18 protein-coding genes are annotated in these 26458 nt (G+C 50.9%); 3 read left to right on the top strand and 15 right to left on the bottom strand.

What is annotated here, in order from left to right; genetic code table 11:
• The 8 genes from HW115_RS19800 to metH all read right to left on the bottom strand — a co-directional run bounded on the left by HW115_RS19800 (position 1) and on the right by metH (position 13574).
• On the bottom strand, positions 1–786 hold the full coding sequence (locus tag HW115_RS19800; protein ID WP_227021443.1) for an L-rhamnose mutarotase: 786 nt from the start codon (positions 784–786) through the stop codon (positions 1–3).
• 20 nt (positions 787–806) lie between these two features.
• A complete protein-coding gene (locus HW115_RS11205) occupies positions 807–2258 on the bottom strand; it encodes an alpha-L-fucosidase (protein WP_178932911.1) in 1452 nt (483 codons plus the stop codon).
• A 34-nt stretch (positions 2259–2292) separates the two neighbouring features.
• Entirely contained in the window at positions 2293–4185 is a 1893-nt protein-coding gene (locus HW115_RS11200) for a sodium:solute symporter family transporter (RefSeq protein WP_178932909.1), read from the bottom strand.
• Positions 4186–4216: 31 nt separating this feature from the next.
• Positions 4217–6376, bottom strand: a complete 2160-nt coding sequence (locus HW115_RS11195; protein WP_178932907.1) for a glycoside hydrolase family 95 protein — start codon at positions 6374–6376, stop codon at positions 4217–4219.
• Positions 6377–6422: 46 nt separating this feature from the next.
• Complete coding sequence (locus tag HW115_RS11190) at positions 6423–7646, bottom strand: enolase C-terminal domain-like protein (RefSeq protein ID WP_178932905.1); 1224 nt, start codon at positions 7644–7646, stop codon at positions 6423–6425.
• Positions 7647–7736: 90 nt separating this feature from the next.
• Positions 7737–8855 (bottom strand): AraC family transcriptional regulator, encoded by a 1119-nt coding sequence (locus HW115_RS11185; RefSeq protein ID WP_178932903.1) that lies wholly within the window; start codon positions 8853–8855, stop codon positions 7737–7739.
• 18 nt (positions 8856–8873) lie between these two features.
• Positions 8874–9635 (bottom strand): SDR family NAD(P)-dependent oxidoreductase, encoded by a 762-nt coding sequence (locus tag HW115_RS11180; protein ID WP_178932901.1) that lies wholly within the window; start codon positions 9633–9635, stop codon positions 8874–8876.
• A 69-nt stretch (positions 9636–9704) separates the two neighbouring features.
• A complete protein-coding gene (gene metH, locus HW115_RS11175; protein ID WP_178932899.1) occupies positions 9705–13574 on the bottom strand; it encodes a methionine synthase in 3870 nt (1289 codons plus the stop codon).
• A gap of 123 nt (positions 13575–13697) precedes the next feature.
• Between metH and HW115_RS20085 the strand changes: the two genes are divergently transcribed.
• Together HW115_RS20085 and HW115_RS11165 are read left to right on the top strand one after the other, a co-directional pair.
• Positions 13698–15170: a DUF2868 domain-containing protein gene (locus HW115_RS20085; RefSeq protein ID WP_178932897.1), complete on the top strand. Its 1473-nt coding sequence runs from the start codon at positions 13698–13700 to the stop codon at positions 15168–15170.
• A gap of 42 nt (positions 15171–15212) precedes the next feature.
• Complete coding sequence (locus HW115_RS11165; protein ID WP_178932895.1) at positions 15213–16688, top strand: DUF3482 domain-containing protein; 1476 nt, start codon at positions 15213–15215, stop codon at positions 16686–16688.
• 161 nt (positions 16689–16849) lie between these two features.
• Here HW115_RS11165 and HW115_RS11160 read toward each other — a convergent pair whose 3' ends face one another.
• Positions 16850–17470 (bottom strand): acetate uptake transporter, encoded by a 621-nt coding sequence (locus tag HW115_RS11160; RefSeq protein ID WP_178932893.1) that lies wholly within the window; start codon positions 17468–17470, stop codon positions 16850–16852.
• A gap of 276 nt (positions 17471–17746) precedes the next feature.
• On the opposite strand from HW115_RS11160, the gene HW115_RS11155 reads away from it, so the two are divergent.
• Positions 17747–20317 carry a DUF294 nucleotidyltransferase-like domain-containing protein gene (locus HW115_RS11155; protein WP_178932891.1) on the top strand — a complete coding sequence of 857 codons (2571 nt, stop codon included), beginning with the start codon at positions 17747–17749 and terminating at the stop codon, positions 20315–20317.
• A 63-nt stretch (positions 20318–20380) separates the two neighbouring features.
• On the opposite strand, the gene HW115_RS11150 is transcribed toward HW115_RS11155, so the two are convergent.
• From HW115_RS11150 to truB, 6 genes are all read right to left on the bottom strand, one after another.
• On the bottom strand, positions 20381–21610 hold the full coding sequence (locus HW115_RS11150; RefSeq protein WP_178932889.1) for an OprD family outer membrane porin: 1230 nt from the start codon (positions 21608–21610) through the stop codon (positions 20381–20383).
• A gap of 78 nt (positions 21611–21688) precedes the next feature.
• The gene (locus tag HW115_RS11145) at positions 21689–23596 is read right to left on the bottom strand and encodes a solute symporter family protein (protein ID WP_178932887.1); all 1908 of its coding nucleotides are present in this window, start codon (positions 23594–23596) and stop codon (positions 21689–21691) included.
• A complete protein-coding gene (locus HW115_RS11140) occupies positions 23596–23880 on the bottom strand; it encodes a DUF485 domain-containing protein (RefSeq protein WP_178932885.1) in 285 nt (94 codons plus the stop codon). Before HW115_RS11140 ends, HW115_RS11145 begins: the two co-directional genes overlap by 1 nt.
• Before the next feature lie 306 nt (positions 23881–24186).
• Positions 24187–25263, bottom strand: a complete 1077-nt coding sequence (prfA, locus tag HW115_RS11135; RefSeq protein ID WP_178932883.1) for a peptide chain release factor 1 — start codon at positions 25261–25263, stop codon at positions 24187–24189.
• A 35-nt stretch (positions 25264–25298) separates the two neighbouring features.
• A complete protein-coding gene (locus HW115_RS11130) occupies positions 25299–25649 on the bottom strand; it encodes a four helix bundle protein (RefSeq protein ID WP_178932881.1) in 351 nt (116 codons plus the stop codon).
• A 43-nt stretch (positions 25650–25692) separates the two neighbouring features.
• Complete coding sequence (gene truB / locus HW115_RS11125; RefSeq protein ID WP_178932879.1) at positions 25693–26439, bottom strand: tRNA pseudouridine(55) synthase TruB; 747 nt, start codon at positions 26437–26439, stop codon at positions 25693–25695.
• Positions 26440–26458: the final 19 nt, after the last annotated feature.

Genomic DNA, 26458 nt, shown 5'->3' with positions numbered 1-26458 from the left:
TTACATGGGATTGCAATCGCGCCAGTTATTTCCCTCAGGTGCTCCCGGCAGTGGTGATTGACATGGATCAGTCAGCTTCCACCATCGGCGGGTGATCGGGTCGGCCGCCATCTTTTTGAATGAAGCATCGAGATCACTGCCTACGTAGTCAAAATAATAGATCTCGATGAGCTGACCATCAATTTCTGTGAGAAAAAGATCAAAGACCGGAATTTTACAAGCTCCTATGGTCTCTGAAACCCCCTGCCACATATTCTGGTGAAGAAGGCGGTAATCCATTTCCTTTTCTGGTTTCAAAATGGTGGCCGCCATATGGCGAGAAACGAGAGGGAGAGGATTTCCTTCCTTATCATGCATCGCCTCTTTGCGGGTAATGAGGCAAAGCGTTTCCATGCGCTCCCATGCGGGTTGCTCATCTTTCTTTACCAGATAGGAGTTACAGGCTTTCATCCATGGATGTAAATCTGGGTCGGCCATGGCAGCGGTCCATGCCTTGTCCGGGTGCTGATTGGCAATACGGTGATAACAAATTACAATGGTTTTCTCGCCGATCTGATCGAGCCAAAATGAAACGTTGCTTATGCCGTGTTTTTCCAGTGCCTTGATATGGTCAGCTTTTGGGGTGATGTGTTTTTTGAGGGCGTCAACAGAACCGGCTTTGATGTAGGCAAAGTAAGCAGTGCGTGAGCACTCTCCCTGCCGGGTGGGCATATCAAATTGCCCGGGATTCGCCGTAATTTTGAACGAGGTGAGAAGGGAGACGATGATAAAGAGCGTTCGCATCATTAAGCTGGTGAGATGAAGAGTTAGTTTTTTCCTGCGCCAATAAAGTAGAAGCTGGGAGCATCCTTGCATTGGTCAAATGAAATTTTGAGGTTGGTCGTCGTGGTTTCGGGGAACGGGATAAGTTTATTCGGGCCGATCTCTGTTCCCGTTACGATGGTTTTCCAATTACCGTTCATCATGGCGGAGACCGTAAATTTTTCCACACGGTTTGTATATTCACGAATGCGCAGGAAGTTGATCGTCTGGGCATTCCCCCATTGGAGAAAGAACTTACATGGTGAGTCTGCTGCTGCCCAGCGGGTTGAGGGGTTTCCATCCGTGGCACATATGGCTGAATGGTCGGTAGGATCTTTCGTCCAGGTAGAGGTGGCATAGACCTGTGCGCCTTCTGCTAGGTTGTGCGGGATTCTTTGGCTTGATTTGGCTCCAAGTGCTGAGGCAAGTTCTTTAAGTCGGTCAATATTCCGTTGCTCCATGAGTCCGTCTCTATTCGGTGGAGAGTTGAGGGTGAGTACATTGTCTTGAGCCGTGCAGCGTTCGTAGAGAGGGATGAGCTTTTCCACACTGAGTAGACCTTTGTCGTATGGGTGCCAAAACCAGTGTTTGTTGATGGTGATGGTGGCTTCAAAAGGCATGTAAACAAGTTGTCCCTTGGCGTTGGAATAGAGTTTTGGGTCCGGAAACACAGGAAGCATGGGGTCGCCCAAGCGGAAGTCGCCAGCGTAGCGTTGAGGTTGGCCTAAGCGGTAAGCCGGTGGCCTGACGGCGTGGTGGTCAGGGTTCGAATGTTTACCAATGCTCCAGTTTACTCCAACAAGGCAGTTAGGTTGTAGTTTTTTGACATGCTTATAGATACGGTCTGTTTGCCACTGCTCTCTTGGTAGCACCCATCCGCCATCGAACCAAAGTTCGCAGACTTCACCGTATCGGGTGAGGAGTTCCGTGAGTTGGCTATTCATGTAGGTAACGTAGTCGTCACTTTGTTGGGGTGTTAGTGTGGCTCTATTACTTCGCATGACGCCATTGCCCCAGTTTCTGTCCCACAGGGAGTAGTAGAGTCCAAGGTTGAGCCCATATTTCTTACAGGATGCGGCCATGGACTTGACGACATCCGTTTTGACCGAGCTTGAAGCCACATCATAGGTCGTGTGTTTCGAATCCCAGAGGCAAAACCCTTCATGGTGTTTAGTGACGAGGATGACGTAGGTCATGCCGGCATCTTTGGCTGTTTTTGCCCATTGGTCGGTGTCGAGTTTCTCAGGTTGATAGATGTCCGGGCTCAGCGTGCCATCGGTCCACTCTTTGCCTGAGTAGGTATTGATACCAAAGTGAATGAACATACCATAGGACCGGTTGATCATTTGTTTTTGGTATGCATTCGGTTGTGACGACGGCTTCAGATGCCCTGTCTGAGCATGGGCGAGAAGTGGTAACAATAGAACAAGCGCGGGGATGTGGAGTTTCTTCTTCATAAGTGCGGTTGGTAATGAAAGCAATCGGCTAGGTTTATTGAAAAACGATGTAGAGGATGACCATGATGACAAGGAGAAGGATCGCGAGAAACTTATAGTTTCCGATGCCACGCCATCCTGGTTGGCGGACCGGGTCAAATGGTGAGTCCCAGCATAGTTTGGCACTCGATTCCGGGACGCTCTGGCCCGAAACCAGCGTGATGGTGACTTGGACAACAACACAAAAGACAAAGAGATAAAATGCCATCATCATAAAGCCTCCGGTAATGTATGATGACGCATTGCATGAGTAGGTGGTGATGCCTGCAATCGCCCCGATGATCATTGTCCATTGGGCTGAAGTGGCATTGGCTTTTTTCCAAAAAACACCCAGAAGGAAGACACAGGTAACGGGGGCTGCAATGTGAGCAATGATTGAGTTGAGGGCATTAAAGATACTCGGGGCCTTGAGTAACAATGGAACAAGCCCGATGGCGATGACGAGGGCGGCGGCCGCTGCAATCCGCCCAATGGTAACCAGCTGGTGATCCGGGGTTTCAGGTTTGAAGCGTTTAAACAAATCATAGGCAGTGAGTGTGGAGATCGAGTTGAGTGCTCCTGATACGGTTGACATGAGCGCGGCGATCAGCGCGGCAATGATGACGCCTTTTAAACCATCAGGTAAAAGCTGGGTAATCATCGCGGTGTAGATGCCTTTGGTTTCATAGACTGGCTCTCCGTGTTCACGGGCTGCCGCGATGGTTGCAGGGTCGAGTAGGTTTTGTTTTTCTGCCGCTTTGAGATCAATAGTGAGGTGCCGTTGAGGCGCATGACTGAGCACGCCGGATGCTTTGAGCGAATCATAGCTTGCCTCGTCTATTGTCAATGTTTGGTTGGCATAGGCGACCCTGATATCAACGACGTCAGGTTTAATGTTATCGCTCATATCCAATTTTCCCGTCTTAAACATCGTGAAAGCCAGCAGTCCGGGAAGCACAAAGATAAAGACCGGGATGATCTTCACAATCCCGGCAAAAAGAGGGCCGACGCGGGCGTGGTTTTCATCCTTGGCCCCGAGAACACGCTGGACGATGGTTTGATCCGCACACCAATACCAGATGCCCAGCACGGGGTAGCCGAGTAATATGGCAAACCACGGCATACCATCGGGGTCGTCAGCAGGGCGCAGCATCGAGAGTCGGTGGCTTTCAGTTTCGCCCAAGGCGTTAGGTGTATTCAATACTTCCGTCATGGCACTCCATCCTCCCATTTTTTGATAGGCGATGTAGGAAATGATGGTGGCTCCGATAATCAGGACGATTGTTTCGATGGTTTCTGTGAGAACGACGGCGAGCAGCCCACCGACGATTGTATAAATGGCCGTGAGGATGGCGATGGCAATGATGGCAACATAAATATTCACACCAAAGATATCGTGTAGCACGATGCCTCCCGTTAGAAAGGAAAAGCCAATATGGACGATGACGGCAGAAACCAGCGAAAAAACGGCGAGCATGTCCCGGCAGGATCGGTTGTATCGCTTTTCAAGAAAGTCAGGCAAGGTGGCAACCTTTGATTTAATATAGAAAGGAGCAAAGAAAAGAGAGAGCAGGATAAGCGTAAAGGCTGCCATCCATTCAAAATTGCCATTCAGCAGACCTGTGTCGAACCCGGACTGAGCCAGGGATACGAGATGGACACAAGAGATGTTGGTGGCAAAAAGGGCCAAGCCAATCATGGGCCACTTCAGAGTGCCTCCGGCAAGGAAGTAGTCACGGCTTTCCCCCGCACCCGCTTTCGCCTTTTTCTTTTTCATCACGGTGCCTGCATAGAGACCGATACCAACGATTCCTAAGAGGTAAACGATGATGATGACGACATCCAGAGTGGCGACCTTGCTTCCACTAGGTGACGTTGCTGCAGTGAGGTGAGAAAGATATGAAGTCACGGTATCTTCGAGTATGGTTTAGCCGGAGGCGTTATTGGATGTTGATACGCGGGTCTGTTGCTTTGATCGGCTTGCCTTGGACCAGGACGGTGGGAACGCGGGACTGGCCTGTTTTAATAACCGCATGAGTCAGTTTGCCATCTTTCCAGGTGATGTCGATGCTGTGGCCTCCTCTGGCTTTGAAGCCTTTGACTGATCCGTTTTTCCATGCATCGGGGAGAGCTGGGAGGAGGTGGACTTTGCCGGCTTCGTTGCTCTGAAGAAGCATTTCAGCAACGGCTGCTGGATACCCGAGGGAGCCATCAATTTGGATGACCCCCCAGACGATGGTAAACAGATTGGGTGATGTTCCATCAATGCCACTACGGATTCTCCCTGGAGTCGTGAGGATCGGGTTGAGTTTATTGACCAGAAGCTTATGTGCACGGTTGCCATCGCCGAAGCGTGCCCACGCCGCAGCTTTCCATGGTAGGGCCCAGCCAGCCCCTTTGTCACCACGGGCATTGAGTGAGATCTTGGCTGCTTCGAGAAGGTTAGGTGTGTTGCTGTTGATTTGTCTTCCCGGGTAAAATCCAATGAGGTGGGACAGGTGGCGGTGTTTCTCTTGTTTTTTGTCCCTGTCGACTAATAGCCATTCTTGGAGTTGCCCCCATTTGCCAATTTTGAGAGGCATGAGTTTTTCCCGGAGCTTAATGATCTTCTGTGTGTGTGCCGTTTCATTGCCGAGGATTTTGCAAGCATCAATGTAATTGGTGAAGGCGTCCCACGCAAATTGTTGATCATAGGTCACCCCATCTTCGGTGGGGCCATGTTCTGCCGACCATCCATTGGGGGCGATGAGTTGTCCGTCTTTTTCAATCAGCCAATGTTCCCAGAATTCACAGACGCTTCGGAATACTGGGAGCGCTTGAGTTTTGAGGAATTTTTTATCGAGCGTGAAGCTGTAGTGGTCCCAGAATTGTTGGGCAAACCAGGATGCCCCGGAATGATTCCAGCGGTAGGATCCTCCACCATGGATTCCATTTTCATATTGAATGGCGTAGCCGTCGAATCCAAATTTCTTTTTGGTGTTGATCTTGGAGACCGGGAGTTGGCTTAGGACGTAGTTGAAGAACGGTTGACGAAGCTCGGAGAGGTTCGTTGTCTCAGCCAGCCAGTAGTTCATATCTACGTTGATGTCCGAGTGGTAGTCACATCTCCATGGTGGCTTGTTGGACTGGTTCCAGATCCCTTGTAGGTTGGCTGGTAGGGTGCCCGGGCGCGAGGATGAGATAAGGAGATAGCGGCCGTAATTGAAGATGAGTTCTTCTAAGTCGGGGTCGTTACGATCTTTCCAGAAACGAAGCAGACGGGCTTCGGTGTTGAGTTTATTGAGGCTTTGATCACTGGTTCCGAGATCGATGGCGACGCGCTTATAAAACTGTTGGTAGTCGTCGATATGCTGTTTTTTAAGGGTCAAAAAATCGGCGTTGGCTATGGTTTTGATTCGCTGATTGATGCTGATGAGCGGATCTTCGCCTTTCCATTTTTTTGTGTGATCTGGGATGTAGTCCGTGTTTGCAATAAGGATAAATTGCAGGCTGTTGGCGTTTGTGACGTGGAGTTGGTTTCCTTTGTTTGTAAGAGTTCCACCATGGTTGATGACCTTGACCTTGGCTGCGTAGCGCATGCCGTTTTTTAATGAACCTTGGAATTGGATGGTGTCGTTTCCGATCACGTTGGCTTGGGTCCCGTGGTCGTCAATAAGTGAGATGGTGCCCGAGTATTGAGCAGGCTTGTCAGCTGAGGCTTGGAGTATGATGGCTCCCTTGGGCGTGGAGGAGAATGCGGTGCGCTGGTATGTCGTGCCGCCTGCGGTATAGCTGAGGTGGTGAGTGGCGGTGGAAATGTCCAACTCTCGTTGGTATTTCTGGTATGTGGGAATTTGCTTGTCGAATTTGAATGTAAGGTGGCCAAAAGATTGATACCAGCCAGTGTCGTCGGCATTGCCTTCCCAGAGCGAGTCTTGGTTGAAATGGATGACCATTTCCTGAGTCCCACCGTAGAGCATGGCTCCAAGGGATCCATTGCCGATAGGTAGGGCGTGGGTTTCCCAGTTCGTTGCTGGTTTGTCGAACCAGATTTTGTCTTGGGCTGGGAGTGTCAGGTTGCTGAGAAAGAGGAGGAAAAATATTCTCGTTAGTCGATGCATCGGTATCGGTGGTTTGATGGTTAGTAGCTCGCCATGGGTTCTATGGCTATTTTAAATCGGATGACATGCCGGGTTCTTGAGGTGTATGATATACGCCACCCGAGACTTGGCACGGGTGAATGAAATGTTCGCTCAGGTGAGGGATATGCTCGAGTAATAAGGCCTCGTGACCCAAGCCGATATGATTAAAAAGGACAAGGTGTTGGTGGATTTGCCCCATATCACCAACGTGTGGCACAACAGGGATATTGCGTTGGCGTGCCATGAGGCTGATTGCCAAAAACTCACTAATTCCGGCGACCCGGACAGCATCAGCCTGGCAATAGCCGAAGGCCTTGGCCTGGAAGTAATTTTTGAAAATAATGCGATTCGGGACGTGTTCACCTGCGGCAACCTTGGTGTGTGGTGCGTAGGCTTTGGCAAGGGTCGCGTGGCCGAGAATGTCATCGGGGTGGGTAGGCTCCTCAATCCAGAACAAGTTATAATCTTTGGCTCGTTCACCAAATTCCAATGCTCGGGATAGGGTCCATTGTTGGTTGGCGTCGACCATGAGCGTCGCGAGACGGCCTGCCCCTGACCGGACAATTTCCGTACGTTTCAGGTCGGCATCCATGTTTGATGACCCCACTTTAAGTTTCATCGCCGTGAATCCGGCATCGACGGACTTTTTGACGTTTTCTTTGATTTGCTCATCACTGTAATTAAACCAGCCGATCGAGGTGTCATAGCCTGGGTACCCTTGATGCAGGATGCCTTCTCGTTGTTTGCGGGTAGCTTGATGGTCTGTGATGATCTTGAGTGCCTGTTCCTTGGTGAGTTCGTCTTCGAGGTAGGAAAAGTCGATGGTGTTGACGAGTTCTTCGGGGGATAGGTCGAGAAGAAGTTTCCAAAGTGGGACGCCCCGTGTTTTTGCCCAGAGATCCCAGCAGGCGTTGGTGACCGAGGAAAGGGCGAGGTGGGCCACTCCTTTATGCGGGCCGAGCCAACGAAACTGTTGTTCGTCAGCCAGCTTTCTCTGAACTTCCCCGAAGTTGGCCATCAAATCTTCGATGTCACGGCCTTGGAGCGAGCTCGCTAAAAATTCAGCACCGCGGCAGACCAAGTCGTTTCCCTCACCCAAGGTGAAGGCCAAGCCGGAACCCGTGTGGCCCGAATTGTCCTTGAGCAGGGTGACGGCGTAGGAGTATTGCGGGTTCTTGTGGATGGCGTCGGATCCCGCTTGATCTCCGATGTCGAAACGCGTGTCGTTTGTTTGAATGCTCTTAATCACAGGGACGGTGGGTAATGAATAATGCTATTATTACACCGAAGTCATCTGCTGAACATTGCAAATTGGGACGTTTGGGTTGTGGTTTGAGCTTCAAGGGCTCTCATGGTAGCTCGAGGGGGCAAGGCCTTCATGTTTTTTGAAGGCTCGGAAGAAGGTGGTGTATTCTCTATAACCTACGGTGAACGCTACTTGTTCCAGTGTCAGGTTTGATCGTTCAATAAGTTCTTTTGCGGCTCTCATTCGTGCATTTAGAATGCACCTGGAGAGTGGTGGGTAATCGTGGGTTTTTAGAGATCGGTTGAGAGATCTGACGCTGATAGCGCATTTTGCTGCTAGTGTTTCGGGGGTGAGGTCAGGGGACGCATACTCTGATGCTATTATTTGCAGTGCTTGTGAGACTGCAGGGTGGCGACTCTGAAGTCGTTGAGCCTGGCGGTATCTGTTGACCAATTGGAGTGGCGGAATTTCAATACACCTTGGTGGTGAGGTTTTCTCCCGATATTGCTGGTGAACGAGTTGGGCGGCTTGATACCCGACCTGGCGATGGTTTACATCGATGCTGGAGAAAATGACGGCACCGTTGTCGTAGTAGAAAGGATCGTTATCGACACCAAGGAGGATCAGGTGATCTTCCAAATCAGGGTGGCGAGGTTCCAGGAGGTTGAGTAGAGCTCTTGCGGTAAGGTCATTGACACAGAAGACAGCGGATCTTGTTTTGTCCGCAAGTTTCTTTTTCAGCCACAATACGGCAGGGTCTAACGAATTTGAGCTAATGCAATTCGCTCGAATGCCGTGGGTTTTGAGGGTGTCATTAAAGCCTGCCTGACGTCGTTCTGAATAGTGATGATTAGGGACGTCGCTGATGAAGGTGTAATCTTCACATTGAAGATTTAAAAAATGGTTTGCGGCCATCACTCCCACTGCATAGGCATCGGATCTGACGCATGAAACATGTTGATGATCGAATATGCTGTTGATGCATACCGAGGGGATATTCATGTTTGTGAGTTGCTGGACATGCTCCGGTTGATGCAAGAAACCGATCAGGGCATCGGGATCGCAGCTTAAGGCGTCTTTCCAGGATAGGGAGGAGGTTCCATTGACGCTAACGACATCGATCTCAGAGTGATCCCTTAAATAATCGTGAATGCCCAGTTCTACAGGAAAGCGTAGAGCTGTGGAGCGGCGTAGTGCGAGTGCCAGTTTCATAGGGAACTGGGAAGAGGATTACCTTCTATAGCCAATCTCGGCACCTCCTCCAACATGAAGGATGTGGCCTGTAATGAAGCGGGCCATTTTTGATAGGAGGAATACGCAAGGGTCCGCTATGACGTCACCTTCTGGGCAATTGCCAAGAGGGTGGATGTCGTCCAGGTATTGTTCAATCGAAGCGGCGTTTTCTTGTTCCGAGCACCATTTTCTAAGCATGGGGGTCCATGTGCCCGCAGGGCAGACCGCATTCACTCGGATGCCGTATGGTGCATAGTCAAGAGCCATGGACTTCGTCAAGGTATTGACGCCTCCTTTGGTGCCAGTGTAGGCCGCATGATCGGCTTGCCCCATGACGCCTACGAGTGATGAGGTATTGAGGATGCAGCCTTTGGATTGTTTTAGAAATTCAAAACCATAGCGCGTGGTTAGGTAGATGCTTTTCAGATTGATGTTCATCAGGTTCTGCCATTCATCGAGGGAGGTTTCGTGCAGAGGCTTTGCCGGCGATCCTATCCCTGCGTTATTGTGGATGGCATTGATTCGTCCATATTTAGCCATAATCGACTGCATGGATGCCGAGACATCATTTTCATTTGATACGTCGCAGGCAATACCATGGTGATCCGGTCCTATGGCATCCACCGCCGTTTTGATTTTGTCATTCGAACGGGCGAGGATAACGACTTTGGCTCCCGCTTTGGCATAAGCCTGGGAGCACTCCCAGCCAATGCCCTCTGATCCACCGGTGACGACAATGACCTGATCTTTTAGCAACATAGTTGACCTCTATTATGGCTTTGCTGAGGGGGCAAGTCTATTTATCTGAATGAACTGACTGGATCTTTATCAATACCCGAGCCAGGGGCCGAGCCATTTTTCAGAGGTTTCCAGATCCCATCCTTTGCGTTGGGCGTAGTTTTCCACCTGATCTTTTTGCAGGTCGGTAATGGCAAAGTAGCGACTTTCCGGGTGGGAGAATAGCAGACCTGAAACAGCTGATCCGGGATGCATGGCGCAGGATTCGGTGAGGTCCACACCGGTTTCTTCTGCTGCGTTGAGCAATCGGAACAACGTTTCTTTTTCCGTGTGATCCGGCTGTGCCGGATAACCGGGAGCCGGGCGGATACCCTGATAGATCTCCTTGATCAGCTCGTTGTGATTGAATTCGTTAGTCCGCTCGTATCCCCAATCAACTCTGGCACGATGGTGCAGCAGCTCGGCAAAGGCTTCGGCGAGTCGGTCCGCAATGGCTTGGACCATGATGGCAGAGTCGAGTTCATGTTTGTCCCGCAGTTCGGCCGCCCATTCGTCCGCACCGTGGATGCCCACAACAAATGCTCCGATGTGGTCGGATCCATGAGCCTCGGGTGAGATAAAATCACTGAGTGCGTAGTTCGGCTTGCTGCTGGACTTGTCTGTTTGCTGGCGAAGGGTGTGGAAGGTGGCATTCTTGGTGGGCAGAATGATGTCGTCGCCCTCGGCATGGGCTGGAAAAAAACCGTAGATGCCGCTGGCTTTGAAGCGCTTGTTGCTGATGATATCTTGGAGCAGCTCTTGAGCATCCTCGTAGAGTTTGCCGGCAACTTCCGCAGCCTCTGCATTTTTGGTTTTAAGAACCTTGGCCTCACGGTCCCATACGCCGCGGAGCTCCCATGCGTGGAAGAAGGGCGTCCAGTCGATATATTCGGAGAGCTCGCGCAGTGATTGATCGTTGATCGTGCGCGTGCCAGTGAAAGACGGTTGAGGTGGTGTGTAATCGGCCCACTTGGTTTGAGGTTGGAAACGCTTGGTTTGCGCATCCCGCAGACTGACGCTCGCCTTGTCTTTGCGGTTGAAACCATCCCGTAGCTTTTGGTAACGATCTTTTGTTTCCTCAAGGAAGCCATCTCGTTGGTCCTCACTGAGTAAGGCAGTGGTCACGGGGACGGAGCGGGAGGCATCGAGGACGTGGATCACCGGCCCGGAATAGTGGGGGTCGATTTTTACTGCGGTGTGGGCAGCACTGGTGGTGGCACCTCCTAACAAAATTGGAAGATTCATTTCTTGTCTCTCCATCTCCTTGGCAACATGGACCATCTCATCTAACGATGGGGTGATCAATCCAGAGAGTCCAATAATGTCGGCGTGTCTTTGCTTGGCGATTTCGAGGATTTTTTCACAGGGGACCATGACGCCGAGGTCGATGACTTCAAAGCCATTGCAGGCGAGAACCACGCCAACGATATTTTTCCCAATGTCGTGAACGTCTCCTTTGACGGTCGCCATGACAACACGGCCTGCGGTCATGGATTTTTCTGCCTGTTCGCGTGCACTTGCCTCGTCGAGGTCGGCATCGGCGGCCATGAATGCAGCTGCTGATTCCGAGATTTTTATTTCCTTTTCCTCGAGCATAAACGGGTCGAGGTAGGCAACGGACTTTTTCATCACGCGGGCGGACTTGACCACTTGGGGAAGGAACATCTTGCCGGCGCCAAAGAGGTCTCCGACCACCCCCATGCCGTCCATCAGTGGGCCTTCGATCACTTTCAGCGGCACCTTGTACTTTTGCCGAGCTTCTTCCGTATCTTCTTCGATGAAGGTGTCGATCCCCTTAAGCAACGCGTGTTCCAGGCGTTTTTCGACTGGCTCCTTGCGCCAGGCGAGGTCTTCTTTTTGAGTGGATTTTTTGATGCCTTTGAATTGCTCGGCGAAGTCGAGCAATCGTTCGGTGGCATCCGGGTCGCGGTTGAGCAGGACGTCTTCGACGTGTTGGAGCATGTCCGGTTTGATGTCGTCGTAAACCTCCAGCATGCCGGCATTGACGATGCCCATATCCATGCCGGCTTTGCCTGCGTGATAGAGGAAGGCGGAGTGCATGGCTTCACGCACTGGATTGTTTCCTCGGAAGGCAAAGGAAATGTTAGAAACTCCGCCGGAGACTTTCGCGCCAGGGAGGTTTTCTTTGATCCATCGGGTGGCTTTGAAAAAATCGACAGCGTAGTTGTTATGTTCCTCGATGCCGGTGCCAACGGTCAGGATGGCGGGGTCGAAAATGATGTCTTCCGGGTTGAAGCCAACTTCATCAACAAGGATGCGGTAGGCTCGTTCACAGATGCGGACTTTGTCCTCATAGGTCGCGGCTTGGCCATGTTCATCAAAGGCCATCACCACGACGGCTGCTCCGAATTTCATGATGGTCTTCGCTTGTTGCTTGAATGGCTCTTCACCTTCCTTGAGTGATATTGAGTTGACGATTCCCTTGCCTTGCAGGCACTTGAGGCCTGCTAACAAAATTTCCCATTTTGACGAATCGACGGTAATCGGCACCTTGGTGATGTCTGGCTCAGATTGCACCAGATTGAGGTAGCGGGTCATCATTTCCACGCCATCGATCAGACCGTCATCAAAACAGATGTCGATCACTGGGGCTCCGTTGTCAACTTGTTGGCGGGCGACGGCGAGGGCGTCTTCGAGTTTGCCTTCCTGGACGAGCCTGCGGAAGCGTGGAGAGCCTGCGACGTTGGTGCGTTCACCAATCATCAGGAAATTTTTATCCGGGGTGTGGTTGTAGGGTTCGGTTCCGGAGAGGCGGAGCCGGGGTTCGATGACGGGCAGCTTACGAGGTTGAATATCTTTGACTCCACGCGCAATGGCGGCGATGTGCTCCGGGGTGTTGCCGCAGCATCCGCCGGAAAGGTTGATAAAGCCGGATTTGGCGAAGTCGCGTAAGTGTCCGTACATGTCATCCGGCAGGAAGGGGAACCCCGTGGGTGAAAGCGGATCCGGCATGCCTGCATTCGGGTAGCATGAAACAAAACACTCGGCGACGCGACTGAGCTCCGCAATGAAGGGGCGCATTTCATCCGGCCCGAGAGAGCAGTTCAAACCGATGGCGAGCGGCTTGACGTGGGCGACGGCATTCCAGAGGGCCTCGGCCTTTTGGGCGGAGATCATGGTTTCGCCGCCGCGGCCGACAGCTGCTGAAATGATGATCGGGAGGTGAATGTTTTCTTCCTCGAAGACATCCTGACAGGCAACGAGGGCCGCTTTGGAATTCAGGGCGTCGAAAATGGTTTCCACCATAAGGATGTCCACTCCGCCATGAATGAGGGCACGGATTTGACGTTTGTAGTCGATATAGACCTGATCAAAGGTCACCACCCGGAACCCGGGGTCGTCAGGATCGACGGCGGAGTTGTTCAAGCCGACGGTCATCGGGCCGATTGCTCCGGCGGCGTAGCGTGGGATACCGGTGGCTTCTGCCATTTCGTCGCAGGCCTTGCGAGCCAGTTTGGCCGACTCGACGTTGATTTCCCATGCGAGATTCTGAAGGAAGGGGTCATCGATGACCTTTTGGTAAAAGTCCGGGTCCTTGCGCCCATTACCAGATTCGCGGGGGTCTTCGACAAAAAACTCCGACTGGGCGATAGCGGTTCCGGAAAAGGAATTGGTTTCAATGATGTCGGAGCCTGCTTTCAGAAAGCGTTTGTGGATATCCAGAATGACATCCGGTCGGGTGAGGGACAGAATATCGCCATTATTGAGAAGGTCTTTTTCTGTATCTTTGAAACGTTCTCCCCGGGCATCGGATTCTTTCAGGCCGTAGCCACGGATGGTGGTTCCCATCGCTCCATCGAGCATCATAATACGTTGTTCCAAGGCGCTGGTGAGCGATTTGGTGGCATCGGGCCGGTGGGAAATGGGGCGTAATTCAGGTGAGATGTGTGGTTCGGACATCAGCGGTGTTTGTGGTTCGGGCGGAAACGTAAGGGGAAAAACGGAATGATCAAGAACAAATCTACATATCTTGATTTGTTGATTTGTTTGTCCTTCCGCTAGAATTACTTCAGTTTACGGAGAGTGAAACGAGGATCGACACAAACGCGCTGGACCTTGGCAGAGGTCTTGGATTTGGAATGGTTGAAGGACCGGCATGAGCTTTGGCGCAGTGCTTGGCGTGAGGGGGTGGTTGGAGAGTTAAAACAAGGAGATTTTCAGAGCGAGAAAGAGCGTCGAAGGGCTGGGTTGCGGTGGATGCTGGAATCGATCCGTAATAAAGAGGGGAAATCCGAAGGAAAAGGCACTGTGGCATCACTGAAGGTGGTGGAGTGGGCCGTGGCCTTGGTGATGTTGGTCTTGGGCGTCATGTTGGTGAGAGGGTTGATTACGGATTATCAGTATGATGAATACCAGTTTTCCTTACCGACGGCTGACGAGGGCACGATGGAGGGTCGCTTGGATCAAAAGGCGGCCCAAGGGTTTAACCTTTGGGTGTTTCTGATGGTTTCTCTCGGGGCGCAGTGGTTGGTGTTGCTTGCCGGCTTGGTGGGTTTTGTCCTGTTTCGGAAATGGTCTGGAGGTTTGGGCGGCTTACAAAAAGCAATGGCATGGTTGGTTCGTAAGTGTGAGGGCGCGGTGGGCGAGGACAGGTGGAAGTCGATCCAAGGGCAAGTTGGTGGCGGAGCTAGCCAAGTGTGGTCATGGAGACTAAGCCGGGTGCTTCAGGCCGGTGGAGTTGGTTATAACCTCGGTTTGTTGCTGGGTTTGTTTGGCTGTTTATGGTTTATGCGTGTCGGTTTTTTTTGGGAGACCACGCTGCCACAGTTCGGGGCCGAGAGTTTGGAGTATGTGACGCGGGGATTGTCGTTGCCGCTGGGTGGAGGAGGCGTGTCCAGTGAGACCATTGCGATTAGTCAGTTAGGCTATATGCCTGATCTTAACCCGAAGTCGGCAGTGGATCTGTCGTCACTGAGTCCGAGGATGCAGGCTGATCTTAGCTGGAGTTTGTTTTTATTTACGGTTTTGGCCTTGTGGGGGTTACTCCCCCGCATGCTGATGTGGTGGGGGTGCCGTTTTATGGAGTCGAGGTCTTTAGCCCGGATGGATTTTCAGGATGCAGGGCATCGCGTGTTGTGGCGCGAAGTGACGCGAGTCGAGCGCACGGAAGTGATGCATGGACCGGCGGATGGGGTGGTGGTGATGGATGTGGGTGGCATCGAGATGTCCACGGAAGAATTGCGTCCGTTTTTGCTGCAGTCCTTGCGTGTCAATCCGGAATCCCGGTATGTTCTGGGTTCCTTGGATGAACAATTACAGCGTGATGCCATCAATGCCGTTAGGGGAGCCGCGATGGGTGTTGTGATCCTTGTTGAAGGGTGGAATTTGAGCCCCAAGCAAATGGAGGTATACCACCGCCAGCTGAGGGATGCCATGGGGGACGATGCGATGATTCGATATCTGGTGGTTGGCAGCGAGGATGAGCTGGAGGTGTGGAGCCGTTATGTGGATGGTTTGAGAGACAGTGAGTCCGAGGTGTTTCGCTACGAGTGTTGATGATGTTTACGGATGAAATGGATTTGATAGATTAGATTGCATATGGCTGATGATGAAACAAAGGAGGTGCCGGTGTTTGCGGTGGTGGGAAAAGTGAACACAGGGAAGTCTGCGGTTCTAGCGACCTTGCTGGAGGTGGATGATGACCGAATGATCCGGGTGAGTAATACTCCGGGGGAGACCACCCATTGTCAGGAGCTACCTTTGGTGTTCGATGGTGAGGAGCGGATTCGTTTTGTCGATACCCCTGGGTTTCAGCGACCGATCGACGCCATGCATGAAATTCAGGACCTCCATGGTGATGGAACGCCGGGGTTGGAATCGATTCGAACTTTTCTCGATGCCTTTGAGGGAAGTGGTTCCTTCGAGGATGAATGCCAGCTACTTCGCCCGTTGGTCGATGGCGCCGGGTTGTTGTATATCATTGACCCGAGCAAACCTCTGCGGGATGAGTTTGTCGCAGAAATGGAGATCTTGCGCTGGACCGGCAGGCGGCGCATGGCACTTTTGAATGCGAAGTCGGATGAGGACCGCTATCTGCAAACATGGAAGGACCGGCTTGGGAGTTATTTTAATTTGGTTCGAACGTTCAATGCTCACCAGGCTCGTTTCGAGCAACGCCGGAGGCTGCTGCGCTCGTTGTTGGAAATTGACGAGACTCATGCGGGTATGATCGAGACGACGATTCGTTGCCTGGATGATGAATGGCAACTTCGCAGGGAGGAAAGTGCCGAAGTTGTGGTCGGGGTGCTGGAAAAGGCGATGATGCTGAGGGAGTCCCGGGTCTTGGGAGAACGGGATATTGATGTGGAGCACCGCCGACAAAAAATTCAGAGGGATATGGGGGAGGTCTACTACCGGAACCTTGGGCGGGTCGTGACCCGGGGGATGGACAGGTTGTTGGAGATTTATCGTCATCATTTACTCGAAGTGGACTGGAAGGACCTGGGAGTGGAGGCATTGGATTTGGAAGCTGAGGAAACGTGGTCGAAATGGGGGCTTTCCCGCACCCAGTTGACGATGGCGGGTGCTGCCACGGGTGCTGCTGCGGGTGCTGCCGTGGATGCTGGCACGGCATTTCTCAGTCATGGGGCAGGAGCGCTCATCGGTGCATTGGGTGGTGGCGTGGCTGCTTTTTTCAAAGGAAATGCCCTACCTGACTTGAAGGTGGATGTCCGCGGCGGCGTTCGTTTGAAGACCGGTGAGGGGAGAAAGCTGGAGCTTGGCCCACCGAAAAATGAGAACTTTGCCTGGGTGTTGCTGGATCGCTTGTTGGATGCCTATGCCCGGATTCAGACGAGAGCGCACGCCTTGCGAAGCAAGTCGAAGCTATTTGAAAACGAAGAGCTGGGGGGCGGAAGGGTTCAGCAGTTGCCGGGTGATCAGAGGCGGGTTTTGGCCAAGTGGTTGAGATCCTGTGGGCAAGGTGATCCGGACCGGGGCTTGGAGCCGGAGGTGTTCCGCATTCTGGTCGGATTTTTGGAATTGATCGAGCAAGAGTCAGCCAGCGGAGAATGAAGTGCCCCTGCAGTGTGGCTGCAGACCCACCGCGAACCTTGGTAACTAGGGGGGATGATAAAAAGAAAAGCTGACCGCCTTTTTTCTCTTACCATGAGTTGATCATGGAGACGGAGAAAAACGACGGTCAGCCTGACAGAACAGGGTGATGAAGCCGAAGCTTAAGCGGCCTCAGGAAGGTTGTCGCTCGAGAGGTCGGGAGCGTTGCGCTTGTCCTTAATCCATGGCGCTCCCAGAGGAAGAACCTCACGGCCAAAGACCTGATTGTAAATGGCGCTGGCCATCATGTAGAGAGCGCAGAGAGCACAGAGCATCAGTTCGTAACCGGCAACTTTGGTGAGTTGGGGGTAGCCGAAGTGAGCAAGGTCGAGAAGGATGAAGCCGATGACAACGAGGGTGAAGGTGGTTGCCATCATTCCATGAATGCGCATCGCCGGAACCCAGAGGATGATGCTAAGAATGGTGTAGCCAATAAGAAACCAGCCTACGTCGGTGTGGCTGGATTGGTAAAAGCCGAGTTTATTGCATATCAAAATGGTCCCGAAGGTTAACCAAAACGCACCGTATGAGACAAAGGCACAGTAACCAAAATTATTGCCACACTTGAACTCTTGAAAGCCGGCAATGAGTTGGGCAAGACCACCAAAAATGATAGCCAGCGCAAATACAGGGCCAATGCCACACCAGCCGACGTTGTGAAATTGTAATACGAGGGTGCTGATTCCGAATCCGGCCAGTCCGACAACGGCTGGGTTACCTTGGGTACTTGCTTCTGTAGACATATTGATTGATTGGTTGATGTGATATACTTTGTTAGTCTTATTTGAGGGCTTGGACGGAGTGGGGCAAGCGCGGCTTAGGTATGGCACTGCAGACTGTCAACCCCTTCATCTCACTTTTACGGGAGACTTCATGCATGAAATGCTGGATGGTGCGCGCATTTTGATTTTAGCCCGTATCAGGCACTCCTGAGTTGTGAAAAAAGAACCGAACATGGGGTGCGATATCTTTGGAAATGGGATTGAACCGCGCATAGCTGCGCTATATCATGGAAGCCAATGAAAATCTCAAGCCATGCAGATCGGACGGAAAAGCTTGATGGCATTCGAGCTTTGGACATCCATAAATGGATTGATGGATATTTTGATGCCGAAAGTTTCGGTCTCTTTCTTCAATCGGGTGGGGACAGCAAATTTAACCCGTATAATCACAGGAAATACCGTCATTGTGCAGAGGCGCTGGATGATGCTTACAAGGCATTTGAAGGGAAATACACACGGGAGCAAATCAAAGCGGTTTTTGAACGGCATGTAAAAGACGACTACGATGGCATCATCCCTCTTCAAGAAGATTTTGAGCGCGGAACGTTTACTGAGAAGTATCACGAGAGTAACGAGCCAGATCAGCCTGAAAAAATATTGAGTGAGTCTGAGTTATCAGAGTATTTCAAGGGGAAGGCCTATCGTCACGAAGCTAAGAATAATCGAAAACTCTCTGCCCGTTTCTACTGGCGTATCGTCTGGCCAACCGCTATTGCCGGGATTCTTTTTGCGTCCTCAGCATTCACCATCATTGTGCCTGTTTTCAGAAACAATATGATGAATCAAAAAAAGCAAATGATCAAAGAGCTCACCTCAACTGCAAGCAGTGTGATCGAGTTCTACATTGAGCAAGAGGAAGGGGGTGAAATGTCGCGAGAAGATGCGCAAACTCAAGCTGCCAAGGAGGTGGCCGAACTGCGCTATGGGGTGGACCGAAAAGACTACTTTTGGATCACCGACATGCACCCGAAGATGGTGATGCATCCATACCGCCCTGAACTTGTCGGCAAGGATCTAACAAATCATAAGGACACTGAGGATAAAAGTGGAAAAAAGCTGTTTGTTGAATTTGTTGACCTCGTTAAAGAAAACAACGAGGGGTATCTGGAGTATCAATGGCAGTGGATGGATGATGCATCCCGCGCAGAGCCTAAACTATCTTACGTGACTGGCGTCCCTGAATGGGGTTGGGTCGTGGGAACAGGCGTTTATATTCATGATATTGAAGCGGAGATCAGCAAATTATCCAGAAACCTCTTGATCGCTGACGGCGTGATCGCGGCTATCCTTCTCGGTTTGATGGGGAACATTATTTTCCAAAGTAGAAGGATAGAGCTGGATCGAAAACACGCGGAAATTGGGCTCAGGGAAGCTAAAGATCGTTATCGGGCTCTTGTGGAAGGCTCCAATGAAGGCTATGTGCTCGAAGTAGAAGGGGAAACGATTTACTCAAACCACACGCTCAGTCGGCTCACGGGTTATGATGAAGGTGAGCTTGCCCGCATGCCACTATGGGATTTACTTGATCCGAATTCCGAAATTAACGCCCCAGTAAAACATCACCTGCAACAAATCTATCAGCATACGGCCAAGTCTGCGGAATTTGAGGCCCAGATTTTTACAAAATCAGGAGAGGTGGTTGATGTAAGTATTTCAACCTCACGGATTTTCTTTCCTGAGAAAAATGGTCATATTATCTCATTTGGAAGAATCACACGTGGGGCGCAAGACACGCTGATGGCATTTTACCACGGCAAAGGGGAAAACCAGGATGAAATCAAAAAGCAAATCATGGATTCCAAATCCTCTGCCCAGGTTCTCCAGTCGCTAAAAAACATGCCGAAGGTGGTGAAATCCATGAGTGACCAGGGCGTGCACCCAAAGACTCTCAGGCAAACAGTGGGTGAGGCTTATGATGCCGCTATCAAGAGGTTCATTGTTCTTTCTTTGGAAGAACTTGGAGGAGAGCCTCAGCCCTTTGCTTTTCTTTCACTTGGAAGTAACGCGCGACATGAAATGACCATGTTTTCGGATCAGGATAACGCGCTTGTTTTTGCCGATGTCCCCGATCGCTTCCTTTCCCAAACAAGGCTCCAATTTTTAACTCTGGCGGATGATATTTGTGCAAAACTCAAACAAGGCGGGTATCCATACTGTCCCGGTGGAATCATGGCTGCCAACCCGAAGTGGTGTTTGTCTCTGTCTGAATGGAAGCAGCATTTTACGGATTGGATAGGTAACGCATCTCCGGAATCGATATTGGAAATCAATGTGTTTTTAGATGTGCATTGTGCCTATGGAGACGAATCGCTTATCCATGAACTTCGTGAGCACATCAAAGAGCTTACTCAAGCCAACCAAGGGTTTTTTCTCCACTACGCAAAGAACTGCCTGGGGTATAAAGCCCCGCTTAACCTGCTCGGTCGAATCCGTGCGGCAAAACGAGGTGGTCATAAAACGATTAACTTAAAAGAATGTATTCGCCCGCTGGAAACATTTGCCCGGATTTATGCAGTCAAGCATCACATTGTCGAACCCGGCACCATTGACCGCTTGACCCAACTGTATGAATTGGAAGTGATCCAAAAAGACAACTTCCGCGAAATGGTCTATGTTTTCGATTACCTTTGGAAATTACGATTCTATAATCAGATCGAAACCAATGCCGAGCTGGTCGTTAACAGCGATGAGTTGGATCTCGATAAACTCACGGACATTGAAAAAGAAAACCTTCAGTCCGTGCTGTCACGCATATCCGTTTTCCAGACCGAGCTTAGCTATGATTTCCTGGGAGTGGCCGCGCCATAAAAAAACCTCGGCGAGAGTTTCCCGCCGAGGTTGATGGTTTTTAAGTAGCGTATTCGCTATGATCTAGAATGTGTACGTTACAAACAAGCGAGTGTCTGTTGCTGTCAGGTCGTCTGTTCCTTTTTTACCGTCACAGTGAGCCACTCCAGCTTTCAAACAAACGGCGAAGTCGTCGGTGATGATTTGCTTCACCACGACATTCAGTTCTTGAGCATTAAATGGGAACCGCTCATGATCCTGCCACGTATAGTTATAAAGACCGTAGAGCACGGTATTATTCATTTTGGTTGTTGCCTTCAGGTAAGCTGTATCGGCGCCTCCATTGTATTGTTTTCCGAAGATCATCATGGATGCCCCGAGAGCATGGTTGAAACCGGTAGTGACTTCGTTAAACAGCATGTTATTTCCATGAACCCCAAAGTAACCACCCTCAAGTTTTACATTGTCGAGTTGTTGCTGAATGGAAAGACCCCATGCGTCACTGTGACGTGAATCGGCATCACCGACATTCGTTTCGTTACGGTAGTAGCCAATCAAGGATACTTCATCACATACATCATATTGAATACGTGTTCCGAATAAGTTGGCTACATCCCAAGCATATCCGTCATAAAGGCTGATACTCCAGTCTTTTAACCCTGTGTAGCTTACTTCTCCCCATGTGATACCGTCTGTGTCGTAACCTGTATTAAAGACATCACCGAAATCGTTGTAATCCCAGCGATCATCCAGGGCAATCCAGTTACTCATTCTGATTGCATGACCTGCTGAGAATGTAAGGTTTTCCACCTCTTTCACGATCAATTGCGCAGCTTCCACGCCTCGTGCTTTTTGGCGGAAGTCATCTTTTCTGAAGACTTCACCATTTACAATCTGTCGACCTACAATCAGGGATGTTTCTTCAAGGCCAAGTGCTCCTGCCTGATAGCCAATCCAAGCCTCATTTAACAAATGAATATCGTCGTTTGCCAAGAGGTTGGTATTTCCTCCATCAAACAAGGTGCCTGCATAGTTATAGGTTGCTCCGAGGGAAAACCCCTGCCACGTAGGTGAAACATATCCAAGCATCGCACCCAATGTCGTGTTATGACCGTGGGTTGTTTCATAGTCACGATACATACTAAGGAGCTGAACCCGCCCTGAGAATGTGCCGTATCCTTTGCTGTTGATCGAATCGATCCATGATGTGGGTTCCGCTACCATGGGAGTTTCCGCCTGCTGGTCCTCGCCAGCGAGTGCGCTCAATGTCGATGTCATCGCAATGACGGCCATCATGTTTGCTTTCTTATTCATAATTCAGTTGTCTGTCGATTAGGTGTTTGCTTGTAAAAAAGCTGACTGAAGTTTCCCTCAGTCAGCTTGAATTTTGGGTTAGATGTCGTTGACGTCCTCGAGACCTTCGTTGTCTTTTTGAGTCATCAAGGAAACAACAACGAGAACCAGGAAACCAAGTGGGATGGAAATGATCCCCGGGTTGTTTAAGGTGTGAAGGGCGTCTGTTTTCTCCATGCCGTATTGAACGAACATACTCTCGGAGGTGAGAATGATGCCTAAGGCTGATGCCATACCCACTGCAATCGACCAGGCGATGCCTTTGGCCGTGGTTTTCTTCCAGAAGAGAAGCATGATGATGGACGGCAAGTTGGCAGATGCTGCTACGGCAAACGCCCATCCAACGAGGAACGCGACGTTCATGCCCTTGAAGGCGATGCCCAGGGCGATGGCGATAATGCCAACGACAACCGCTGTGATTTTACCGGCCCTCACCTTTTGATCTCCTGTCATTTTGACGTTGGCGTAGCGATCAAGCAAGTCGTGAGCGACAGCTCCTGACGCAGCGACAATCAGTCCGGATACGGTTCCCAACACGGTGGCAAAGGCAATGGCCGAAATAATGGAGAACAGAACGATACCAAAGGCTTTCGCCAATAGGGGAGCTGACATGTTACCACTTTCAAGGTCCATGACTCCAAGGGTCATGGCTCCGAAGCCCATGAACAATGTGAGGATGTAGAAGAATCCGATGGAGGCAATGGCCACGATGGTTGATTTGCGTGCGCAGCGCTGTGAGGGCACTGTGTAGTAGCGAATCAGGATGTGTGGCAATGCCGCCGTTCCACAAAATAGAGCCAACATCAAAGAGATGAAGTTGAGCTTTCCGACAGGCTTCTTGATTTTAAACTTCTGCCCCGGAATCAGGAGATCTTTACCGGAGGTGATGACCGGACAATAGACCGACACTTTGTTTCCTTTGTGCTCAAATTTGGCCACTTTACTTTTGGGGTAACGAACGACTTCAGAGCGGTCAATGGCTGCGAAATATGAAAAGATTCCGACACTGCCGGTTTCTTTGATTTCCTTTCCATTTTCGTCCACCAGTTTGGAGACGTAGCCGACGGGCTTGAACTTATTATCTTCTTTAGGTGCTCCGTTATAGAGGATCTTTCCGTCAGTGGTTTGGGTTTTCGATTGGGCTTCTTCGAGGACGTCACCTTTTTGGATCCACCACCCGGAAACTCCGTCTTGTTCCAATAGGACAAAGGTGAGTTTGGATTTTTCATCCTCTACTTTGTCAAGGAATGTGTATCCCTCGGTTTTGCCAGCAATGGCGTCCGCTGTAACCAGGTTTTGAGGAACGAATGTTTCTTCACGGACATCGGTAGAGAGTCCTTTGTTCAGCACCATCACGGACAAAACGGTTGAAAAAATAATCAACAGACCTCCTTTAAGGAACTGCACATAGGTGGTGGAGGTCATACCGGCTGTTGCCACAATGGCAATGACGATCACCCCGACCATAATGACCCCCGCCCAGTGAGGTAGTCCAAGTAGCGGCGTTACAAGAACTCCGGCGCCAACCATCTGTGGAATCAGGTAAAAAACGGAAACCGCCAGGGTGCTGATGGCCGCCATGAGCTGAATCCCTTTGGAGTTGAATTTGACATCCAGGGCATCGGTAAACGTATACTTGCCGAGCCGCTTCATTGGCTCAGCCACGACAAACAGGGCTACAATCCAGCCAGCGAGATAACCAATGGAATATAAAAATCCATCGTAACCCATTGTGGAGATAAGACCGCAAATGCCGAGGAATGATGCCGCGGAGAGGTAGTCACCAGCGAAGGCGATACCATTGACAAACCAGTGAACGGTTCCGCCGGCTGCAAAATAACCTTCTGCAGATTTCGCCTTGCGGGCAAAGTAAAAGGATAGCCCGAGAACAAAACCGACAAATGCGAGGAAAATAGTAATCGCAATAGGATTGGCTATATAGTTCATTATTCAGCGCCTCCTTTCTTGTTCATTTCATCTTCCTTCTTGGTGCAAAGGTAATTGTAAATAAGTCCAAGGATGACCGCGAAGAGAATGAGGGCGATACCGAAGACAATGGCTCGGTTGGTTCCGGCAATCAGGGGCTTGTTGAGCGATTCGGTCGCAAATACCGCGGTCCCGACAAAAGCCGAGTAGGTGAGGCAATAAAACCAAAAGAGCTTAATGCCCAATTTCGCTTTCCATTCGGAAGCATTATCCTTTTCTGCTTTTGCAGCTGGTTCGTGTAACATGGTTAGGTTTGGGTGTTAGTTTGAGTAAAATCAATACCTATCCTGTTGTTTCGGACGAGCGTTTGATTTCATGGATGTCAAACTATCTAAGATGGCTTTTTTTTACTCTGCGAGTAACGCTCTAGACTGCGCATATCCTGCTGCCCTCCGCCGTGGCCGAAGGTGTATGGCCTTGAGGATGAGTTGGTCCGCTTGCTTGGTGGCTGCGAATCAACACAAACAAGCCCACCCGTCAGAAGTCGGGTGGGCTTGTTTGCCGGACATGATCTCAGGCGATCACGTCAGTCTGTTGAGTCGATTTTTTGCTTAGGCCATGCCTGCATCTTCGAGGCGTTGCGCCATTTCTTCTTTTTGTAGCGCATCGGTGAGTTCGAAAAGCGAGCCATCGAATACCCCGTCCATATTGTGTGTGGTGAAGCCGATCCGGTGGTCGGTGATTCGGCTCTGAGGGAAGTTGTAGGTGCGAATTTTTTCAGACCGATCTCCGGAGCCGATCAGGGAGCGGCGCTGGGCGGAGTATTGCTCGGCCTGTTCGCGTTGTTTTGCCTCGAAGAGTTTGGCCCGGATGATTTCGAGTGCCTTTTCTTTGTTCTGCGTTTGCGAGCGTCCATCCTGGCACTTGACGTAGATGCCGGTTGGCAGGTGGGTGATCTGGACGGCTGAGTCGGTGGTGTTGACGTGCTGCCCCCCGGGGCCTCCCGAGCGGGTGGCTTTGATTTCGAGTTCTTCCATTTTGAGTTGGATATCGACATCTTCGGCTTCGGGCATCACGGCGACGGTGCAGGTGGAGGTGTGAATGCGGCCTTGGGTTTCGGTGGCGGGGACGCGCTGCACGCGATGGACACCGGATTCATATTTTAAGAAGCGGAACACCTCTTCCCCGGTGATTTTCATGACGGACTTGGAGAAGCCTCCGGCTTCGGATGGCATGGCTTCGATGACTTCGTATTTCCATCCACGCTGTTCGGCGTAGCGTTGGTACATGCGCATGACCTGGCCCGCAAAAATGGCGGCCTCGTCTCCACCAGCGCCACCACGGATTTCGAGCAGAGCGTCGCGATCCTCGGCTGCATCACGGGGGAGCAGCGCATACTGCACATCTTGGGAAAGTTGTTCGATGGTGCTTTCCAGTTCCGGGATTTCCATCTGTGCCATCTCGGCAATTTCAGCATCCTCTTCCTTAGCGAGTTCGATATTCTCCTCGAGGTTACGTTTGGCTGTTTCGAGGGTGTCCCACATTTCGAGCAGTTGCTTCAGGCGTCGGTGCTCGCGCATGATTTCCGTGGCCTTTTTCTGGTCGGAGAACAAATTGGGGTCGGCGATGAGTTCTTCGACTTCGGCGAAGCGTTCGCGACGTTTGTTGATGAGGGATGAATAGTCCATGAGAATAGTGAATTGAGAATAGTGAATAGTGAATGCTATGCACGTGAATTCTTGGTAATGGTTGTGAGGATGGAGAGGAGTTCGTTCGCTTCTGATTTAAGCGGCTTAAGCTGAGATGCGGGTATCCTTTCAGATGCTATGAGAATGCGAAGCCAATAAAGGCTTTCGCGGGCTTCCTTGCAAGCGATGAACATTTTTGAGCTGAAATCAGCTTTGCTCTGTGCTGCCTGGGCTTCTTCAACGTTGGTTCCAATGGATGTTCCTGAGCGTAGGATTTGATGTGCAATGGCTCTGTTCGTGCCAACGGATGCGACCAAAATCTGACAGAGTTTCACGATACGTAATGAAAACTCAAAAGTCCTGTTGGTGATATCAACCTTGGTCATTCTACATTTGGCATGCTTTATTCATCATTCCGCCGCAGGCGGGTCAGGCTCCTCGCATGAGGGAGATTTCGGCGAGAGAGATCATGGCTTTCTGGATTTCTTCGGCACTGGCCGTTTTGAGTTCGGCTGCAGTCATGGCTCGGTCGAGGGTGAATTTTCCCGAGCGGGTGCGGCGTAGCGCTGTCAGGTGGGCGCCGCAGTTGAGATCCTGGCCGATGTCGTGGGCGTAGGTGCGGACGTAAAACCCTTTGGAACATTGGACTGTAAAGTCGACTTCGGGGAGGGCGATCCGATCGATTGAGTAGTCGGTGACATAGACGGGGCGGGGGTCTCGTTTCACGACCTTGCCTTTGCGTGCCAGTTTGTAGAGTGGCACGCCGTCTTTTTTGATGGCGGATACCATCGGGGGGATTTGCTCAAACTTACCGACGTATTCGTTGAATGCGAGGTCAATTTGCTCGTCTGTGAATGCGGGGACTTCTTTTTCTTCCTCGATTTCACCGTCCTTGTCCTGGGAGTTGGTGGTGGCTCCGAGTTTGAGGGTTCCGATGTATTCCTTGTCTTCAGCCATCAGCAGGTCTTGGATTTTGGTAGCTTTGCCAATCACGAGCATCAGGAGTCCGGTGGCCATGGGGTCGAGGGTGCCACAGTGGCCGATTTTTTTAAACTTCAGCTGGCGCCGGCAGATGGCCACGGCATCGTGCGAGGTCATATCCGGTTCTTTATCGATCAAAAGAACGCCGCAAGGAGCATTGAGTGTTGAGTGTTGAGTATTGAGTGTTGAGTGCATGTGGAAGGAAATGGTTGGA

Origin of the sequence: Oceaniferula marina, from assembly GCF_013391475.1 — a bacterium.
In the GTDB taxonomy this organism is placed as follows: Bacteria; Verrucomicrobiota; Verrucomicrobiia; order Verrucomicrobiales; family Akkermansiaceae; genus Oceaniferula; species Oceaniferula marina.
The sequence above is the reverse complement of the archived record's forward strand: the minus strand, read 5'-3'. Positions and strand labels throughout refer to the sequence as shown.

Coding starts and splice junctions, on each gene's coding strand:
- HW115_RS19800 (WP_227021443.1), bottom strand. CDS start 786: ATGATGCGAACGCTCTTTATCATCGTCTCCCTTCTCACCTCGTTCAAA.
- prfA (WP_178932883.1), bottom strand. CDS start 25,263: ATGGACTATTCATCCCTCATCAACAAACGTCGCGAACGCTTCGCCGAA.
- HW115_RS11155 (WP_178932891.1), top strand. CDS start 17,747: ATGAAAATCTCAAGCCATGCAGATCGGACGGAAAAGCTTGATGGCATT.
- HW115_RS11150 (WP_178932889.1), bottom strand. CDS start 21,610: ATGAATAAGAAAGCAAACATGATGGCCGTCATTGCGATGACATCGACA.
- HW115_RS11140 (WP_178932885.1), bottom strand. CDS start 23,880: ATGTTACACGAACCAGCTGCAAAAGCAGAAAAGGATAATGCTTCCGAA.
- truB (WP_178932879.1), bottom strand. CDS start 26,439: ATGCACTCAACACTCAATACTCAACACTCAACACTCAATGCTCCTTGC.
- HW115_RS11165 (WP_178932895.1), top strand. CDS start 15,213: ATGGCTGATGATGAAACAAAGGAGGTGCCGGTGTTTGCGGTGGTGGGA.
- HW115_RS11145 (WP_178932887.1), bottom strand. CDS start 23,596: ATGAACTATATAGCCAATCCTATTGCGATTACTATTTTCCTCGCATTT.
- HW115_RS11185 (WP_178932903.1), bottom strand. CDS start 8,855: ATGAAACTGGCACTCGCACTACGCCGCTCCACAGCTCTACGCTTTCCT.
- HW115_RS11195 (WP_178932907.1), bottom strand. CDS start 6,376: ATGCATCGACTAACGAGAATATTTTTCCTCCTCTTTCTCAGCAACCTG.
- HW115_RS11130 (WP_178932881.1), bottom strand. CDS start 25,649: ATGACCAAGGTTGATATCACCAACAGGACTTTTGAGTTTTCATTACGT.
- HW115_RS11160 (WP_178932893.1), bottom strand. CDS start 17,470: ATGTCTACAGAAGCAAGTACCCAAGGTAACCCAGCCGTTGTCGGACTG.
- HW115_RS11180 (WP_178932901.1), bottom strand. CDS start 9,635: ATGTTGCTAAAAGATCAGGTCATTGTCGTCACCGGTGGATCAGAGGGC.
- HW115_RS11205 (WP_178932911.1), bottom strand. CDS start 2,258: ATGAAGAAGAAACTCCACATCCCCGCGCTTGTTCTATTGTTACCACTT.
- metH (WP_178932899.1), bottom strand. CDS start 13,574: ATGTCCGAACCACACATCTCACCTGAATTACGCCCCATTTCCCACCGG.